Origin of the sequence: uncultured Vagococcus sp., assembly GCF_963518325.1 — a bacterium.
Classification (GTDB): domain Bacteria; phylum Bacillota; class Bacilli; order Lactobacillales; family Vagococcaceae; genus Vagococcus_D.
The window spans coordinates 12,433-30,926 of sequence record NZ_CAUQJB010000031.1 but is presented as its reverse complement, the minus strand read 5'-3'; the positions used below and the strand labels follow the sequence as shown (position 1 = coordinate 30,926).

Annotated in this window: 14 protein-coding genes; 12 read left to right on the top strand and 2 right to left on the bottom strand. The window is 39.7% G+C overall.

Translation table 11 applies throughout. From position 1 onward, the window contains the following. Nucleotides 1-64: 64 nt before the first annotated feature. Entirely contained in the window at nucleotides 65-1,021 is a 957-nt protein-coding gene (locus RWN13_RS18965; protein ID WP_314066892.1) for a phosphoglycerate dehydrogenase, read from the bottom strand. 167 nt (nucleotides 1,022-1,188) lie between these two features. Then, complete coding sequence (locus RWN13_RS18960; RefSeq protein ID WP_314066889.1) at nucleotides 1,189-2,001, bottom strand: DUF1189 domain-containing protein; 813 nt, start codon at nucleotides 1,999-2,001, stop codon at nucleotides 1,189-1,191. 229 nt (nucleotides 2,002-2,230) lie between these two features. On the opposite strand from RWN13_RS18960, the gene RWN13_RS18955 reads away from it, so the two are divergent. From RWN13_RS18955 to RWN13_RS18900, 12 genes are all read left to right on the top strand, one after another. Then, complete coding sequence (locus tag RWN13_RS18955; RefSeq protein WP_314066888.1) at nucleotides 2,231-2,839, top strand: superoxide dismutase; 609 nt, start codon at nucleotides 2,231-2,233, stop codon at nucleotides 2,837-2,839. A gap of 239 nt (nucleotides 2,840-3,078) precedes the next feature. Continuing rightward, nucleotides 3,079-3,372, top strand: coding sequence for a YlaN family protein (locus tag RWN13_RS18950; protein WP_314066887.1), 294 nt, complete (start codon nucleotides 3,079-3,081; stop codon nucleotides 3,370-3,372). A gap of 14 nt (nucleotides 3,373-3,386) precedes the next feature. Next, the gene (locus tag RWN13_RS18945; RefSeq protein WP_314066884.1) at nucleotides 3,387-4,592 is read left to right on the top strand and encodes an FtsW/RodA/SpoVE family cell cycle protein; all 1,206 of its coding nucleotides are present in this window, start codon (nucleotides 3,387-3,389) and stop codon (nucleotides 4,590-4,592) included. A 28-nt stretch (nucleotides 4,593-4,620) separates the two neighbouring features. Continuing rightward, nucleotides 4,621-8,046 (top strand): pyruvate carboxylase, encoded by a 3,426-nt coding sequence (locus RWN13_RS18940; RefSeq protein WP_314066881.1) that lies wholly within the window; start codon nucleotides 4,621-4,623, stop codon nucleotides 8,044-8,046. 100 nt (nucleotides 8,047-8,146) lie between these two features. Then, nucleotides 8,147-9,331 carry a CAP-associated domain-containing protein gene (locus RWN13_RS18935; RefSeq protein WP_314066878.1) on the top strand — a complete coding sequence of 395 codons (1,185 nt, stop codon included), beginning with the start codon at nucleotides 8,147-8,149 and terminating at the stop codon, nucleotides 9,329-9,331. A gap of 58 nt (nucleotides 9,332-9,389) precedes the next feature. Continuing rightward, on the top strand, nucleotides 9,390-9,818 hold the full coding sequence (locus RWN13_RS18930; protein ID WP_314066875.1) for a YlbF family regulator: 429 nt from the start codon (nucleotides 9,390-9,392) through the stop codon (nucleotides 9,816-9,818). 28 nt (nucleotides 9,819-9,846) lie between these two features. Next, the gene (locus RWN13_RS18925; protein ID WP_314066949.1) at nucleotides 9,847-10,161 is read left to right on the top strand and encodes a YlbG family protein; all 315 of its coding nucleotides are present in this window, start codon (nucleotides 9,847-9,849) and stop codon (nucleotides 10,159-10,161) included. 209 nt (nucleotides 10,162-10,370) lie between these two features. Then, nucleotides 10,371-10,919, top strand: coding sequence for a 16S rRNA (guanine(966)-N(2))-methyltransferase RsmD (gene rsmD, locus RWN13_RS18920; RefSeq protein ID WP_314066947.1), 549 nt, complete (start codon nucleotides 10,371-10,373; stop codon nucleotides 10,917-10,919). Nucleotides 10,920-10,925: 6 nt separating this feature from the next. Then, complete coding sequence (coaD, locus tag RWN13_RS18915; RefSeq protein WP_314066873.1) at nucleotides 10,926-11,411, top strand: pantetheine-phosphate adenylyltransferase; 486 nt, start codon at nucleotides 10,926-10,928, stop codon at nucleotides 11,409-11,411. Nucleotides 11,412-11,436: 25 nt separating this feature from the next. Then, the gene (locus RWN13_RS18910) at nucleotides 11,437-12,465 is read left to right on the top strand and encodes a SepM family pheromone-processing serine protease (protein ID WP_314066871.1); all 1,029 of its coding nucleotides are present in this window, start codon (nucleotides 11,437-11,439) and stop codon (nucleotides 12,463-12,465) included. 190 nt (nucleotides 12,466-12,655) lie between these two features. Continuing rightward, nucleotides 12,656-14,812: a glycoside hydrolase family 3 N-terminal domain-containing protein gene (locus RWN13_RS18905; RefSeq protein ID WP_314066869.1), complete on the top strand. Its 2,157-nt coding sequence runs from the start codon at nucleotides 12,656-12,658 to the stop codon at nucleotides 14,810-14,812. Nucleotides 14,813-14,873: 61 nt separating this feature from the next. After that, a complete protein-coding gene (locus RWN13_RS18900; protein ID WP_314066867.1) occupies nucleotides 14,874-18,206 on the top strand; it encodes a GH36-type glycosyl hydrolase domain-containing protein in 3,333 nt (1,110 codons plus the stop codon). The last annotated feature ends 288 nt before the right edge of the window (nucleotides 18,207-18,494 follow it).

The window sequence follows — 18,494 nt, the reverse complement described above, 5'->3', positions numbered from 1 at the left end:
AATCTCTATAGATGAAATAGACACCAAACCCAAAGGTTTGCTGTCTATTTTTTTGACCTGAATGTTAATAACCTTGATCAATTTGCACTTGATTTCTAACTAATTGTCCCCTTTTGAGGTATTCCTGAAGGTTATCCATAAGAATATCAAAGAAACGAGCATTGTATTGAGTCGTTTTGCCAGAGATATGAGGAGTGATTAGGACATTCTCCATCTGCCAAAGAGGGTTATCAACAGGCAAGGGCTCCTCTTCAAAGACATCGATACCAGCAAAACCAACTTTTCCTGATTGACAGGCTTCAATCAAGGACGCAGTATTGACCGATGGTCCGCGACCCACATTAATAAAAACGACCCCATCTTTCATTAACTGGAAACGATCAGTATCATAAAAATAGTGAGTCTCTGACGTCAGAGGCAAGATGTTAATCACAATATCCATTTCAGGTAAGACTCGGTCAATATCTGCTTGAGGGTATGTCTCGATAAAATCATCTAGGGGATAACCAGAACGGTTGAGTCCATAGACGTTCACCCCAAGGACAGTGGCTACTTTTGCAAGTTGTCGGCCAATTGCCCCTGTGCCGACAATTAGTAGTGACTGGCCGTTAAGCTCAGTGACTTTAATTCGATTGTCCCATTTATTGTCTAGTTGATTTATCGAAGCCAAGTGCAATCCACGATAATGACTAAGCAACATACCAATAACAGTTTCGCTAATAGGAATTCCGTGAACTCCGCTAGCGTTAGATAAGAGAATCTTTTTTTCTTTCAGCTTATCCAAAGGTAAGTCGTCCACTCCTGCTGAATAGACTTGAACCCATTTTAATTGGCTAGTTGGGGAAGCTAAAATTTTGTTACCCAAGTCGTCTCGCCAGCTGATGATAATTTCCACATCATCTAAGTTGATTGTGGCTGACTCTTCGGCAGTCACCAATTGATAACCTTGGGCTGCTTTTTTTAAAGTTTGTAAATAATCATCTGAAATAGTTCGCATTAATAAAATAATTGGTTGACTCATGGAACTCCTCCTTGTGTTATGTACAGGGTCACGTATCGCTAAATGTTGAACAGTTAATAATTTAGGGATAATAGACTCATTGATTCAATTGTAACAAAATCGCGGACAGTTTGAAATGATAGTGTTTTAGACAAAAAAAATAGCCAGTAGGTCTGACTATTTTTTTGTTATTCTTTTCGAGTAGGATCAGGTAAAGTTGGCCTAATAACCCTTATGTAAATAAAGAAAGTCAGAACCATCAAAAGATAATTAGCGTTAAAAGTAGGAAAGACCACCACGGCTAATGCCGTCAAAATAACTGGGATAGTGGCAGAAAAACTGACGATCTTAAAGGTTTCTGAAAAACGCATCGAGCCACGACGCATTCGATTAAAGATGTTGGCCATTAAACTGATCATGACAATATTAAGCAAAAAGTCAAATGCAATCGGTAAAAGGGCAACTAAAAAAGAAAGGCTAATCAGACGACTGATACTACCGGATGATTGAGCAGTACTTGTTAACCACTCTTTCGTTAGTAAACGGCTGTCAATATTTTTATAAGGAATTTTCATTAAGGTCGAAGGTACAAGAGACGTTAACAGATTTTCATCTGTCATTGTAAAAACAAATTGATCTTTTAATAGGCCAACACCCATAACGTTACCGATTAAATCATTTTGCAAGTCGCTGGGTTCTCGTTTTCCATCTGGATCGAAGGTGAAAATCAGATAATCCGTTTGATAGATAAAGCCGGCCTCTTTTTGATCAGTCACCAACTGATCATTGGCAATGTTGAACTCAGGTAACTGATCAGTAATGGCCTTTAAATCTTCTTGGACAGTCTCGACAACATTGATAATTTCGATTCCGACTGGAATAAACATCACAATACTTAGCAGCAACAAATACAGAAAGGTTTTTGGAAATGATTTGTCCTTGGCAGCTAGCAGATTCTGTGGCTGCACAAAGGCCGATTTAAATAATTGAAATAAACTCATGTTTTCTCCTTTATATGGGTCAATCAGACACCATAGAATTTGACTAGTTAGGTAAAAAGAGACAAAAAGCTCCTTTTCCTCATCTTCGTCATTGTAATCTTTTTGATCAAGAAATACAAGAAGAGAAAAACTGACGAAAAAAGTAAGCATTTCCTTTGATTATGGTTTTGAATAGTGATACAGTAAAGGTGTTGAGATTAACAACACACAATCTATTGGAGGTATTAGAATGACTTACACTTTACCAGAATTACCTTATGCATATGACGCTTTAGAACCACATGTTGATGTGGAAACAATGCACTTGCATCACGATAAGCATCACAACACATACGTGACAAACCTGAATGCAGCGATTGAAAAACATCCTGAATTAGGCAGCAAGTCAGTAGAAGAATTAGTAGCAGACTTAGCTAATGTACCTGAAGATATTCGTACGGCAGTTCAAAACAACGGTGGCGGACATGCTAATCATACTTTCTTTTGGGAAATTATGGCTCCAAATGCTGGTGGCGAACCAACAGGAGACGTTAAAACAGCAATCGATGAAGCTTTTGGTAGCTTTGATGCATTTAAAGAACAATTTGCTGCAGCAGCAACTGGCCGTTTTGGTTCAGGTTGGGCGTGGTTAGTTGTTAATAATGGCAAACTTGAAATCACTTCAACTGCCAACCAAGATTCTCCACTAACAGATGGTAAAACACCTATCTTAGGGCTAGATGTATGGGAACATGCCTACTATAAAAAATATAGTAACGTTCGTCCTGACTACATCAAAGCTTTCTGGAATGTGGTTAACTGGGATGAAGTTAACAAACGTTTAGCAACTGCTAAATAATTTTGATTAAGTTGAACTCTGGAAGGAATCCTTCTGGAGTTTTTTTATACTCTCATTTTTAGAGAAAAGCCAATCGCGAAAGTTTTCTTTGGAAAATCCCTTGTTTTTCATCTGAAAAAAGAAGAAAATTCCTTAGAAGACGAATGAATTGGGAGTAATTTCCGTTAAAAGTGTGGTCTACGCTATTAAAAAAGTGGCAAATTGTGCTATAATAAGTGAATTAGATAGGAGGGCCAAACATGGAGACAGAAATCTCAAAAAAGTTCGCGATTGATGTTTTGGATCAAGATGCGAAAAAGATTAGACAATTAATTAGTAATCAGCGTAATCACTTATGTATCGCTCAATGTAAAGCTTTTGAGGAAGTAGTTGATACACAAATGTACGGCTTTTCTAGGCAAGTAGACTACGCAGTTCGATTAGGCATCATGAGCTCTAAAGAAGGTCATAAGATTTTAGCCGAACTTGAGCAAGAATTAAACCAAGTTTACAATGATGTCTATGATGAACAAAAGGAAAGTAATGCGGAGTAGGAGGTCAGGAAGCATTGGCCAAGAAAACTAAAAAAATATTTTACATGGATTATGGGATTTTAATCCCCTATTTAATTTTATCAGTAACTGGAGTAATTATGTCATTCAGTGCCAGTTCTTATCGATTGTTGGTACAAGGTGATAACTGGTGGGAAGACGGCGCAAAACAGGCCGCCTTTTTACTTCTCGGCTTAATTGCAATCTGGTTGATTTATAAAATGAAAACAAGTGTCTATCAAAACAAACAGTTTATCATGTTTGCCATATCGGTTATCGGATCCCTATTAATCTTAACACGGCTGATTGGGACTGAAATAAACGGTGCATACGGTTGGTTATATGTTGGACCAGTCGGGATACAACCGGCGGAATTTTTAAAAATAATGATTATTTGGTACTTGGCTTATATTTTTGCTAGGCGCCAAGAAGGAATCGTCAAAGATTTTAAAGAAGCCACTTTAAGACCCTTATTATTAGTTGGCTTTTTAATTGGATTAGTCTTGATCCAACCCGATACAGGGGGAGCCGCCATATTGGTCCTGATTTTACTAGTAATGGTTCTAGCAAGTGGCGTGAGTTACGTCTATTCTCTAGTAATTGGCGGTGGCGGAATTGCGTTAAGTGTCATCGGCATTGAGTTAATTGGCTTGATTCCAAAAAGCTGGTACCCAGGCAGTTTTAGTCATGTTTATGACCGCTTTGCCTCCTTTAAAAACCCCTTTGATTTTGTCTATAGTAGTGGACATCAAATGGTAAACTCGTATTATGCGATTTATCATGGTGGTTGGTTCGGTCAAGGCTTAGGTAACAGTATCCAGAAAAAAGGCTTCTTGCCAGAAGCTCATTCTGATTTTATGTTTTCAATCGTAATTGAAGAACTAGGCTTAATTGTAGCTATTCTTTTATTATGTTTATTATTATTTTTAATCTTGCGAATTATCATGGTAGGCATTCGTGCCTCAACCCCTTTTAATTCCTTGATGTGTATTGGGATTGGCGGCATGCTGCTAATTCAAACATTTGTAAACGTTGGTGGGATTACCGGGATTATCCCACTAACAGGAGTGACATTCCCCTTCTTAAGTCAAGGAGGATCAAGTTTGTTAACTTTATCCATCAGCGTCGGTTTTGTACTCAATATTCGTGCTGATGAATTGCGCAAACGGCATCAACTGCAGCTGCAACAACAGGCTGATCTGGTCCAATTGCCAATAGATTAATGTAAATGAAGAAAAGGTGGGAACTAGTATGGAAAAAGTCTTAGTAGCAAATCGTGGCGAGATAGCCATTCGTGTTTTTCGTGCGTGTACAGAATTAAACATTCGCACAGTCGGTATTTATGCCGAAGAAGATGAAGGGTCAATGCATCGCTTTAAAGCAGATGAAGCCTATCAAGTAGGCAAAGGCAAAAAACCAATTGATGCTTATTTAGATATCGAAGGGATTTTGGCTATAGCGAAGGATTCGGGAGCCGACGCTATTCATCCTGGATATGGTTTTTTATCTGAGAATTTACAGTTTGCGAAACGTTGTGAAGAAGAGGGCATTATTTTTATCGGCCCATCAACCCACCATTTAGATATTTTTGGTGATAAAATCAAAGCCAAAGAAGCGGCTATTGCAGCAGGTATTTCATCGATACCTGGTACAGATGGCCCTGTCTCATCAGTCGATGAAGTCTTAGCTTTTGGTGATGAATTTGGATATCCGGTGATGATTAAAGCTGCTCTAGGTGGTGGGGGTCGCGGGATGCGGGTGGCTCACTCTGCGGCAGAGGCAAAAGATGGATATGAACGTGCCAAAAGTGAAGCGAAAGCGGCTTTTGGTAGTGACGAAGTTTATGTAGAAAAATACATATCTGACCCTAAGCATATTGAAGTACAGATATTAGGTGATACTCACGGAAACGTCATTCATTTATTTGAACGGGACTGTTCGGTTCAACGACGCCATCAAAAAGTAGTGGAAGTGGCTCCCTGTGTCGCTATGACAGATGCGTTTCGTGAACGAATTTGCGGAGCGGCAGTTCAATTGATGAAACATGTTGGTTATATCAATGCTGGGACAGTTGAGTTTTTAGTCGAAGGGGATAATTTCTATTTTATTGAAGTTAACCCACGGGTTCAAGTAGAGCATACGATTACTGAGTTAGTCACGGACATTGACATCGTTGTCAGCCAAATTTTAATTGCTGATGGTCAAGATATCCATAAAGACATTATGATTCCGCAACAACAAGATATTCAATTAAGAGGAACGGCAATACAGTGTCGGATTACAACAGAGGACCCATTAAACGACTTTATGCCAGATACAGGGACCATTGATACTTACCGTTCACCAGGTGGTTTAGGAGTTCGTTTGGATATTGGTAATGCGTATGTAGGATCAAGCGTCACGCCTTATTTTGACTCATTGTTAGTTAAAGTCTGTACCTTTGGAACAGATTTTGAAAAGAGTGTCAATCGGATGAACCGTGCCTTAAAAGAATTTAGAATTCGTGGTGTAAAAACCAATGTTGCGTTCTTGTTCAACGTGATTAATCACCCGCGCTTTAAGTCTGGACAAGCAGAGACCACTTTTATTGACAATACGCCTGAGTTATTTGATTTCCCTGAATTACGAGATGCTGGGAATAAAACACTGAAATATATTGGTGAAGTGACGGTTAATGGTTTCCCAGGTGTCGGTAAAGAAGTTAAACAGTTTTTTGATAAACCTAAGTTACCAACAGATCTAGTAAAAAAAGAATTGATTACCGCTAAAAATATCCTTGATTCTGAAGGCGCTGATGGTGTAGTCAAATGGATCGAACGCCAGGAAAATGTCCTTTTGACGGATACTACTTTCCGTGACGCTCACCAAAGTCTACTAGCCACCCGTGTCAGAACACGCGATATTAACAAGATAGCTCGTTATACGGAAGAAGCCATTCCGGAGCTGTTTTCAAGTGAAATGTGGGGCGGGGCCACCTTTGATGTAGCCTACCGTTTCCTAAGTGAGGATCCATGGGTGCGTCTCCGTAAATTGCGTGAGAAAATGCCAAATACCTTACTACAAATGCTATTCCGCGGTTCAAATGCTGTCGGGTATCAAAACTACTCTGACAATGTGATTGAAGAATTTATTAAAGAATCTGCCCGTCAGGGAATTGACGTTTTCCGTATTTTTGACAGCTTAAACTGGTTACCTCAAATGGAGAAAAGCATTCAGTACGTTCGTGATTCGGGTAAAATAGCGGAAGCGGCAATTTGTTACACAGGTGACATCAACGACCCAAGTCGCGCCAAGTATAACGTTCAGTACTACAAAGATATGGCCTTGGAATTACAAAGTTTAGGGGCTCATATTATTGCCATCAAAGACATGGCAGGGTTGTTAAAACCACAAGCAGCCTATCGTTTAATCAGTGAATTAAAAGCAACGGTTGATGTGCCGATTCACTTACATACCCATGATACTAGCGGAAATGGCATTATCACCTATTCCGCAGCGACGAAAGCTGGAGTTGATATTGTCGACGTTGCCATCAGTGCCATGAGTAGTTCTACTAGCCAGCCAAGTATCAGTAGTTTGTATTATGCGTTGGTCAACGGGGAACGAACACCGGATATTAACATTGACAACGTTCAAAAGTTAAATCATTACTGGGAAAGTGTTCGTGCCTTTTATCATTCATTTGAAAATGGCATTAGTGCTCCACAAACTGAAGTTTATTCTCATGAGATGCCTGGTGGTCAATATTCTAACCTACAACAACAAGCGAAAGCAGTTGGCCTAGGTGAGAAGTGGGAAGACGTTAAGAAAATGTATGCAACGGTTAACCAAATGTTTGGTGATATCGTGAAAGTGACACCTTCATCAAAAGTAGTGGGAGACATGGCGTTATTTATGGTTCAAAACGAACTGACAGAAGAAGATGTTTATGAAAAAGGCGATGACTTAAACTTCCCTGAATCAGTTGTTAGCTTGTTCAAAGGTGATTTAGGACAACCAACTGGCGGTTTCCCTGAAAAATTAAAAGCACTAGTCTTAAAAGGTAAACCATCGATCGAAGTTCGACCAGGGTCTTTAGCAGATCCAGTTAATTTTGAGGATGTTAAAGCTGAATTAGCTGCATTGATTGGAACAGAACCAACCCATGAAGATGTCTTGAGTTACTTAATGTACCCACAAGTTTTCTTGGATTACACGAAAATGCATAACGAATTTGGCAATGTAACCTTACTTGACACGCCAACATTTTTCTATGGCATGCGTCCGAATGAGACTGTCCATTTGGAAATTGAAAAAGGCAAGACCTTGATTATTACCCTTGATCAAATCGGCGAACCAAACCTTGAAGGTAAACGAATCTTATTCTTCACCTTTAACGGACAACGTCGTGAGATCATTGTTAAAGACAGCAATATCAAGTCACTTGTAACCTTGAAACAAAAAGCAGAACCGACCAAACGTGAGCATGTTGGCGCAACCATGTCAGGATCTGTCTTAGAAGTCTTAGTTAAAAAAGGTGACAAAGTTCAAAAGGGTGACCCACTCTTAGTGACAGAAGCGATGAAGATGGAGACAACCATTCAAGCACCATTTGAAGGAACCGTCATGACCATTCACGTGGAAAATGGTGAACCAATTTTATCAGGTGATTTACTAGTTGAAATGGCAGCCAAATAACTTCATCGGTGGATCATTAGTAAAAGGAGGACCTCTATGCTTAATGCTTTAGCATTTAGCAATAGCGGATACCGGACCCATAAGTGAAAGGAGGGCTTCTATGAAACGTTTTGGTCAATTTATATTGTTGTTCCTTGGTTTCATGATGATTGCGTATGCCCTCCCTGTTATTTTTCCAAAAGAAGAAAATGTAACACCAGTTTCAACAGAAGAAAAGACGGATGTGACAGTCTCGCACACGTCTTTTCCTTATGGGGAATTGAAGGCGACGGGCTTCGCTCAATACATCGATCAACCGACTGAAGAATTTACTAAGGTTTACGGAGAACCCATTGAAATTCAACAGACAGCTTTGGGTTATGACTGGTGGATTTTAGGTGAGAATGAACACGATTATTTGCAAGTAGCCGTAAAAAATAATAAGATTGCGTCGATCTTTGCCTTAGGGGATGAGCAACTCAATGATCCCTTTGAGGTTGGCATGAATTTGTCGGATATTTCAGAAATTACCACGATTTATCCCAACTTTGATTTTGATAAAAAAGGTGTTAACTATCGAATTGAGTTAAGTGAAGAAGACATGAATTACCGTCCTTTGGTGGCATTTGATAACGGTAGTTTTGCGATTTTGCATTTAACCCAAGAAACAGGTAAACTAATAGGTGTCAGATACCTTAACAAATCGACCTTATTGCGTTTGATGCCCTATCAATTAAATGAAGGCGAATTGACCGAAAAAGTCGTTGATGAGCAGACGGATTGGCAACTGGTTAATTCAGACAGCCAACGTCAGCTTCAATCAATTTTGACTATTTTACGGCAACGTGGGAAATATGAGCCTTACGATTATCCGAAAGACTTAACAGAAGCGACCCAGAAAGCCTTGACGCGGTTTATGAATGACCCGGCTAAGATCCTAACCAAAGAACGCTTAACCGAGTGGCAGGCTCATGAGAACCGTTATGAGTTCAACCAGCCCTTTAGATTAACATCCGATGAATTTACAAAAGTGTTGGAAGCTGATGGGATGAATGCCAAAGATCTTCATGGGATACTTTATACGCCAAGTTATGACGTACCATTTTTAATGATGACGTGGTACAGCGAGGCATTAAGCCAATCCCAATTCACCCATAAAAAAGACCGTGAAGTTGGCATAGCCTTTTATCGAGATGCAGTCCTCTTTGTCTTTTCTGAACGACCAGTTGAAACACAGAACACCTCCAAGGACGTGGAAAGCAATTCAACTGTAGCAGAAAGTGTTGAGGCATCAATGAGTCAGTAAGGACATGACTGACAGGGATAACTGTTTTCGACTAACCTTTGTGAGGAGAGGATACTAAGTGATTTATACAGAAGAAGTCTTTGAAATAGAAGATTGTGTGTTAGAGTTATGTCAAAAAATTGTTAGTAGTCCACAGGCAGCAGAACACCTGCACAATCGTTTTTCGATTGAAACTGATCCAGAAACGAAAGTCAAAGAGCGGGAATTTATTAAAGCCCGTGAAGCCTATGAACGAATTGAAGCATATGGTAAATATGCGCCTGACTATACGGAAAAACGCCGTAAATTACGACAGGAAAAACGGCAGCTTGATATGGATGAACATGTGTCAGCCTTTCGCGTCAGCGAACGGGAGTTGCAGGAAGTCTTGGATCGAGTGACTTATGGCATTGCTCAGAGCGTCTCGAAGGATATTAAGATAGATGCCGGCAATCCGTTTTTCGAGTTTGCTGATAAAGGATGCGGAGGTAGTTGCAGTGTCGGATAATATAACAGAAAAAGGTTTAACATTTACTATGGTGCCCAGACGATCATTGGTTGTTTGGGTGTATAGCCTACGCCAATTAAAAGTTTTAAAGCGTTATGGGACGATCGCTCATGTGTCACGAAAAATGAAATATGTGATTATTTACATGGATGAGATTGAGGTGGAAAAAAACTTTGAAGCCTTAGATAAATTACATTTTGTGCGAAGTGTGGAACGCTCTTACCGACCAGATATTGAAATGGATTTTGGTAAGCGTGTCGGCACAGATGAGGCCTTAAAAGAAGATGATGGCTTTGAAATTGAAGAATTGTCTGCGACGATTACTTTGGTGGAAGAGCTTTAAGCATGAATCATTCTCACTAACTTGATGAAAAAATCATAAGTTAGTGAGAAATTTCATGCTTTTTTCGTATAAAATTTCAATAATATTGGTATAATATAGACGTCATCTTTAATAGAGAGATCTGTCGTAATAGTAGAAACTCTCAATCAATTTAATAACAGAATTTATATCAAGTAGCAAGTAAATCTTAGGAGAAAGTTGTGTGCGGAATGAGAGTAGTATCGGGAGAATATGGCGGGCGACGTCTAAAGTCCTTACCGGGGGATAATACCCGACCAACAACGGATAAAGTCAAGGAATCGATGTTTAACCGCATAGGCCCTTTTTTTGACGGCGGACAGGTGTTAGATTTATTTGCAGGCAGTGGTGGACTTGCCATAGAAGCCGTCTCTCGTGGTTGTCAACATGCTGTTTGTGTGGACAAAAGTTATCAGGCTATTACCGTGATAAAAGAGAATATCGGAATCACCAAGGAGCCTGAGAAGTTCACGGTGATTAAAGGAGAGGCGAATCGAGTTTTAGAGCGTTTAGCCAGCGAAGGGCAGTCTTTTGATTATATCTTTCTGGATCCCCCTTATGCCAATCAAGAAATCATCGCTCAGATTGAAAAAATGTTAGCTCTGGGTTTGATTAATGAGGAGGCCATGCTGATTTGCGAAACGGATAAGAAGGTGGCTTTGCCAGATGAAATAACAGGGTTAAGCCTTTGGAAACGTCAAAATTATGGTGGCACTGAAGTCGTCATTTATGAAAGGTAGAGTGGCATGAAAAAAATAGCATTATTTCCAGGAAGTTTTGACCCGTTTACTAGCGGCCATTTGAATACTGTTGAGCGAGGAGCTCAATTATTTGATGAAGTGATTGTGGGGATCTTTACCAATACGACAAAAAAAGGCTTGTTTACGATTGAAGAAAAAGTGGCCTTAGCTGAAACTGCTACAGAAGGGTTAGCAAATGTCCGCATCATGGCTCAAAGTGAGGGCTTAACCGTCGATATTGCCGATAAACTGGGAGCAAAATTTTTGATTCGAGGCATCCGTAATATTACTGATTATGAATACGAAAAGAATATAGCCTTTATGAATACTAAACTGAATGAAAAAGTCGAGACGGTTTTCTTGTTGGCAGATGAAAAATATAGTAATGTTAGTTCTAGTATTATTAAAGAAATCGCTAAATTTCACGGAGATGTTTCAAGTTTTGTTCCACCTTGCGTGAATCAGGCAATTATGGAAAAATACCGTAACTAATAAAGAAGATGAGTGTGATGAATAGATGAATCGTAATAAAAAAGATATTATCAAATATGGATTAGTCATCCTGCTGTCAATTATAGTAGTGGCTAGTGTGATTATCCCCTTACCTTACTACATTGAGGTACCAGGATCTGCAGAAAATGTGCGTGATTTTGTCTCGGTAGATGACAAGCGCAATAAGAATGAAGGCTCATTTATGTTGACCACTGTTGGCATCCGTCGAGGAACATTAGCCAGCCTGATAACAGCAAAATTTTTGCCTTTTCAAGATGTTATCAGCCAACATGATTTGATGGGTGAAAGTACCGATGAAGAATACGATAAACTGACAAAGTTACAAATGACCTCTTCAGAGAATATGGCTAAAAAAGTAGCTTTGGAATTAGCTGGAGAAGACTATACGTTTGCCTTTAAAGGAGTTTATGTGATGAACGTGTCAGATACCTCTGATTTCAAAGGTAAGTTAAAAACAGGTGATATCGTCACAAAAGTTGATGGCAAGACCTTTGAGAGTTCTAAAGAATTCATGGATTATGTTAAAAGTAAGAAAGTAGGCGACACGGTCACTGTTACTTATGAACGAGACGGTAAAGTAGCCGAAGCAAAAGGAAAACTTGTGTCGTTAAAAGTTAAAGGTGAAAAAGATCGCCCAGGGATAGGCATTACTTTGACGGATTCGACAGAACTGCAAACAGATCGTGACGTGGTAATTCATACGGAGAACATTGGTGGCCCATCGGCAGGATTGATGTTTACCCTTGAGTTATATGATTTGTTATCAGGAAAAGATTTGCGCAACGGTCGTGAAATTGCTGGCACAGGAACGATTAACGAAGATGGGTCGGTGGGGAGTATTGGCGGCATTGACAAAAAGGTAGTGGCAGCTGATAGTGAAGGGGCGACAGTTTTCTTTGCTCCTAATGAACCGATTGAAGGCAGCCAAACTAATTATGAGGAAGCTGTAGAGGCAGCTAAAAAAATTAACACAAAAATGAAAATTGTTCCAGTTAAAACGGTTCAAGATGCTTTGAATTATTTAGAAAAATAACTATATGATAGATGACTCTCAAAAAAAGGGTCATCTTTTTTTGTTTCAAAAGCTAATGATTGCGGTGTTTTTCGAAATAAGCAATCAAAACAGCCATATAAATTATTGAAAAACGCTTGCATTTTCCTGAATTCTAGTTATAATGAATTTATAAATCGAAACGTTTCGATGAATTGGAGGAAGCTTACTTATGAAGCAACAAGACTTACAAGATTTACTAAAAAAAATGACTCTTGCTGAAAAGATTGGCCAGCTACAACAAGTGACAGGTGATTTCTACACAAATGACTCAGCGGAAATTACGGGACCTTTAAGTAATAATTTATTGTCTGAAGATGATTTAAAAAATTCTGGTTCTGTTCTTGGACTTTCAGGTGCTACCGATACAAATGCGGTGCAAAAGAAGTATTTAGCCAATAATCGTTTACAGATTCCTTTATTGTTTATGGCAGATATTGTCCATGGCTATCGTACGATTTTTCCGATACCACTTGGGCTGGCCACTAGCTGGAATCCTGAATTAGTCAAAGCAACGGCGGCAGTTGCTGCAAAAGAATCGGCTGTTTCCGGTTTACACGTGACATTCTCGCCAATGGTTGATTTAGTTCGTGACCCACGTTGGGGCCGAGTGATGGAATCTACTGGGGAAGATCCGCTTTTAAATTGTCTATATGCTGAAAGTGTTGTTCAAGGCTATCAAGGGAAAGACAATGATTTAGTGAATAACCCAGACCATATTGCGGCTTGTGTGAAACATTTTGCTGCTTATGGCGCGCCAGAAGGTGGTCGTGAATACAATACGGTTAACATGTCTGATCGGGAATTACGTGAGAATTATTTACCATCTTATCAAGCTGCGATTAATGCTGGCAGTAAATTGGTAATGACCTCATTCAATACGATAGACGGTGTCCCCGCAACTGTAAATGAGTACCTGAACCGTCAAATTCTACGAGATGAATTTAAATTTGAAGGCGTCCTAATCTCTGATTGGGCAGCTATGATGGAAGCTATTAATCATGGGGTAGCTGAAGATCATCGTGATGTGGCGAAACAATCCCTTAAAGCAGGTGTTGACATTGAGATGATGACATTCTGTTATCACCAGTTTGTTGAGGAGTTAATTGCAGCAAATGAAGTAGACGAAGGGGTATTGGATGAAGCTGTCTTACGTATTTTACAACTAAAAAATGAGTTGGGCTTGTTTGAAAATCCTTATCGTTCGGCTGATGCTGCAAAAGAAGCAACTGTTGTCTATTCTGAAGAGCATCAGCAAGTCGCTCTAAAAGCTGCTGAAGAAGCGATTGTCTTATTGGAAAACAAAAAGCAGGTCTTACCATTAAGAGAATCGGAAAAAGTTGCCTTCGTGGGGCCATTTGCTACTAGCTCAGATATTTTAGGAACCTGGAGCTGGAAAGGTGAAATCAGTGAAACTGCCTCTGTAGCAGATAGTTTAGCTACTGATTTTACTGAAGCCAACTATCAAGTTAGCGCGGTTTCAGATATCTTCACGGTGACATCAGAAGAATTGGCCAATGCCAAAGCGGTAGCTAAAGAAGCTGATAAAGTCGTGGTTCTTCTGGGAGAAACCTCTCAAATGAGTGGAGAAGCCAGCAGTCGCACGAATATTCAATTGCCGGCAGCTCAGTTAGCTTTCCTTGATGAAATTATGTCAGTTGGAACACCAGTTATCGTCGTTAGTTTTAATGGTCGTCCCCTTGATTTATCAGCTGTAAGTGAAAAAGTCGATGGTTTAGTTGAGGCTTGGTTCCCTGGAACTAAAGGAGCTGAAGCTTTGCTTAATATACTCTACGGAAAAGTGGCACCAAAAGCCCGCTTGACTATGAGTTTCCCAAGGAATGTCGGGCAAATTCCCGTTTATTATAACCATTTTAACACAGGCCGCCCAATTAATTTTGATGATCTAGAAAACAAATATGTCTCTAAATATTTAGATGTGCCAAATACACCTCTTTACCCATTTGGCTACGGCTTGACGTATACGACTTTTGCTTATGAAGCCTTTAAAGCAACTGTAAAAGCGGGAGATACAACGATTAATTGTCAGGTGACGGTTAAAAATACTGGGGATGTAGCCGGAACAGAAATCGTTCAGTGGTATGTCCGTGATATCGTTGGACAAGTTGTCCGTCCAATGAAAGAATTAAAAGGATTCGATACTGTTGAGCTAGCAGCAGGAGAAGTTAAACGAGTTAACAAGACCTTCACTTTTGAGGAGCTAGGATACGTTCATCACGATTTAGAACGTTACCCAGACCACGGTGATTTTGAAGTAATGGTAGGTAGTAACAGTGAATCAGTTTTGACGGAACGGGTAACACTATAATCAAGTGGTTAAATTGTCTGTTATTTAGTGAGACAATCAGGACCAAAAAAAGGAGATTATTATGAGCGAATTATGCTTAAAAGAAGGATTGACTTCTTTTGAATTTTTGAGTACAGGTGATTTAGGCCAAGCTACGATAGGTCGCGCCCAAATTAATCAAGTTAAAGGTAACGTGTTGGACGGTTCCATGACAGCTCTATACTTACGCATTAAAGAACAAGGTAAGTTTGCTAGTTATCCCTTAATTGGTGTTCGTTCTGCCAGTGTCTTTAGCCTTGGAAAGAACCAGGCTAAGTGGGAAGGTGAAGCAGCGGGCATTAGCTACCAGGTAGTCTTTTCTTTAGGAACTGAAAATACCTGGTATTGGGATGTTTACCTTGAAGGTAATGGCGCAGACGTGGACATCATTATGGGACAAGACGTGGGCTTAGCAACAGCGGGCTCGCTATTATCAAATGAAGCGTATATTTCACAGTATGTTGACTATCAGCAGTTTACGGATTCAACCCGAGGCAAAGTGATTTGCGCTCGTCAAAATCAAGATCAAGGTGGTTTCTTCCCATATATGCAGGTGGGCTCATTAACAGGTGCAGCTCATTATTCCACGGATGGTTATCAGTTTTTTGGTAAAGAATATAAAATGACAAACCAACCAAGTGCTTTGGAAAAACCAACCTTGGCTGATGAGATTTACCAATATGAAATGGGGTATATCGCTTTACAAAGTAATCCCGTGATACTTTCTGGTAAAGCTCATGTGAACTTTTACGGGATTGCCACTGAAAATCATCCCGGAAAAATAGCGGAACTGGAATACCGAGAAAAGGTTGCTAAGAATTTCGAAAGGATTCAAGAATCGGTTGTCACAACTGAAGAAATTAAGCAAACCCGTCGTGCCAGTGAAGATTTTATATTGGTTAACGGCTTGCCCTTAACGGATGCTGAGGTCTCTGCCTTATATCCGGAACGTAAATTAGAGGAAAAAGTTGAGGGGACCTTACTATCATTTTTTGGCAAAGCAGATGAACATATCGTATTACAAGCCAAAGAAACCCAAGTAGAACGCTCTCACGGTCATATTATTATGAGTGGCAAACAGATTGATGCCAGTCAGGAAGTCTTAACGTCAACCTCATATATGTATGGAGCGTTCCAAGCACAAGTTGTTCTTGGTAATACATCGATGAATAAATTTATCAGCAATGTCCGGAATCCTTTGAATTTCTTTAAAACAACTGGTCAGCGGATTTATTTGAAAGTGAAAGGTCGTTATCAATTATTGGCAATGCCATCCCTTTACGAAATTGGCTTTAATTATGCCAAGTGGCTATACAAGTTTGCCGACGATCAATTGACTGTCACCGTTTATTCCTTAACCGAAGGACCGAAAATCAAACTGACGATTGCCTCTGCCCTGGGCCTTACTTACGATTTATTGGTCACCCAAGAAATTATTTGTGATGATTTTCAAACCGATCAAAAACCACTTATGACGATCACAGATAATCACTTAGTGGCTCGTCCTAATCCAATGACTTTGGCTCACGCTAAATACCCAGAACTAGCTTATGAATTAAGCTGGACAACTGGTGGAAAAGTGGCTAAGAATGACGATTGGTTTACTGAAACTACAGAAGAGGCCCTAAGGTCGCTGGATATTGTGTCACTTGAATTTACAGCAGTTAAGGAAGCTGAATTAGTGATTCAAGGCAGTTTAACAGGTCAACTGACAGCTTTAGACCAATCATTTACGGAAGCAAAAGCTGACTATTTAGCTTATATTCGAGGATTGAATAATAACTTCCATCTAGGCAGTAGCTTAGTGGAAAAAGAAACAGAAATTGCACGATTTAATACAATTCTTAATTGGTACACTCATAATATGTTGGTTCATTACCTTGTACCTCATGGGTTGGAGCAGTTTGGAGGCGCAGCTTGGGGAACTCGTGATGTCTGTCAAGGTCCGGTTGAATTTTTCCTAGCAACTCAAAACTATGACGTGGTTAAGCAAATTATGCTGACTCTGTTCTCTCATCAATTTGAAGAAACGGGGAATTGGCCACAGTGGTTTATGTTTGATGAATTTGCTGAAATAACAGCAGGTGAAAGTCATGGCGATATTATCGTCTGGCCACTAAAAGTTGTAGCAGATTACCTTAATACAACCAACGATTTCAGTATTTTAGAGGAAAAAATTCCTTATATGAATTATGGGACGAAAAAATACACGACTGAAACCTACACCTTAATGGAGCATGTAGAACGTGAAATTGCTTATATTGAAGCAAACTTTTTACCGGATACCTATCTGTCTTGTTACGGTGATGGGGACTGGGATGATACCTTACAGCCATTTGATAGCCGCCTGAAAGAGGATATGGCAAGCACTTGGACCGTGGCCTTAACCTATCAGACCTTAAGAAACTTCAGTCAAGCGATTGCCACTAAATTGCCAGAAAGAGCGGCGGAATTAAGCCAATTAGCAGAAAATGTTGGAGCGGATTACCGTAAGTACATGCTTCAAGACGGTATTTTACCTGGCTTTGTCTTACATGAAAATGGTGGCTTTGAGTACATTGTGCACCCCCATGACACTAAAACAGGCATAGATTATCGGTTGTTGCCAATGACTCGCAGTATGATCAGCGAATTATTCACGGAAGAAGAAGTGGCCAGTCATCTAGCAGTGATTAACGAAAACTTATTATTTCCTGATGGGGTTCACTTGATGAGTCAACCGGCTAACTATGATGGCGGAGTCAGCCAATACTTTAAGCGTGCGGAACAAGCCGCTAACTTTGGTCGAGAAGTAGGCTTGCAGTATGTTCATGCGCACATTCGTTATAGTGAAGCGATGGCGAAATTAGGTCACGGCAATGAAATGTGGCAAGCTTTATCGGTTATTAACCCAATTTTGATTCAAGACTATGTGCCAAATGCGGAAATCCGTCAGGGAAATGCCTATTTCAGCAGTTCTGATGGTAAGTTTAATACCCGTTATGAAGCGGCCGCTGGTTTTAAAGAATTACAAAAGGGAGAGCGCACCGTTAAAGGTGGCTGGCGGATTTATTCCAGTGGACCTGGTATCTATATTAATCAATTGATTAGTAACTTATTAGGCATTCGAGTGGAGCATCAGCATTTAATTATTGACCCAGTCCTAGCAACAGATTTGGGAACTGTCACCGTTGATTATGCTTTTCTAAATCAGCCCTTGAAAATAACTTACCGCCAAGGAGAAAAAGAGGCTTTGACAATTAATGGTCATGAGGTTAATCTGTCAGAAACTGCGAGAACTAGCAATCGCTATCGCCAAGGCGGGGTGATTTTAAGCCAAGAGGACTTAGGAACTGACAATCAACTCGTTGAAATCGAGTATGTAACAGCAAAGTAATCTGAAAACAAAGAACAGGGGAGTATGGCAAAAGATACTCCTCTGGGCTTTGCTTACTGACGGAGCATTAAATCTTTAGATTTAAAAAAAAATAGATTGTTAAGGGGCTATTTACGAATAAAATAACGAACATGCCCTTGATAAAATGTTCAATTGTGTTTTTTTAGATTTAAAAACCGCGTTAAGTCTAGCTTAACGTGTTAAAAAAGGGATAAAAATAAAGTGAAAAAAATAATAAAGAACGATTGAAAACGGTTGCGTTTTGTGTTATTATCAATTTATAGAAAC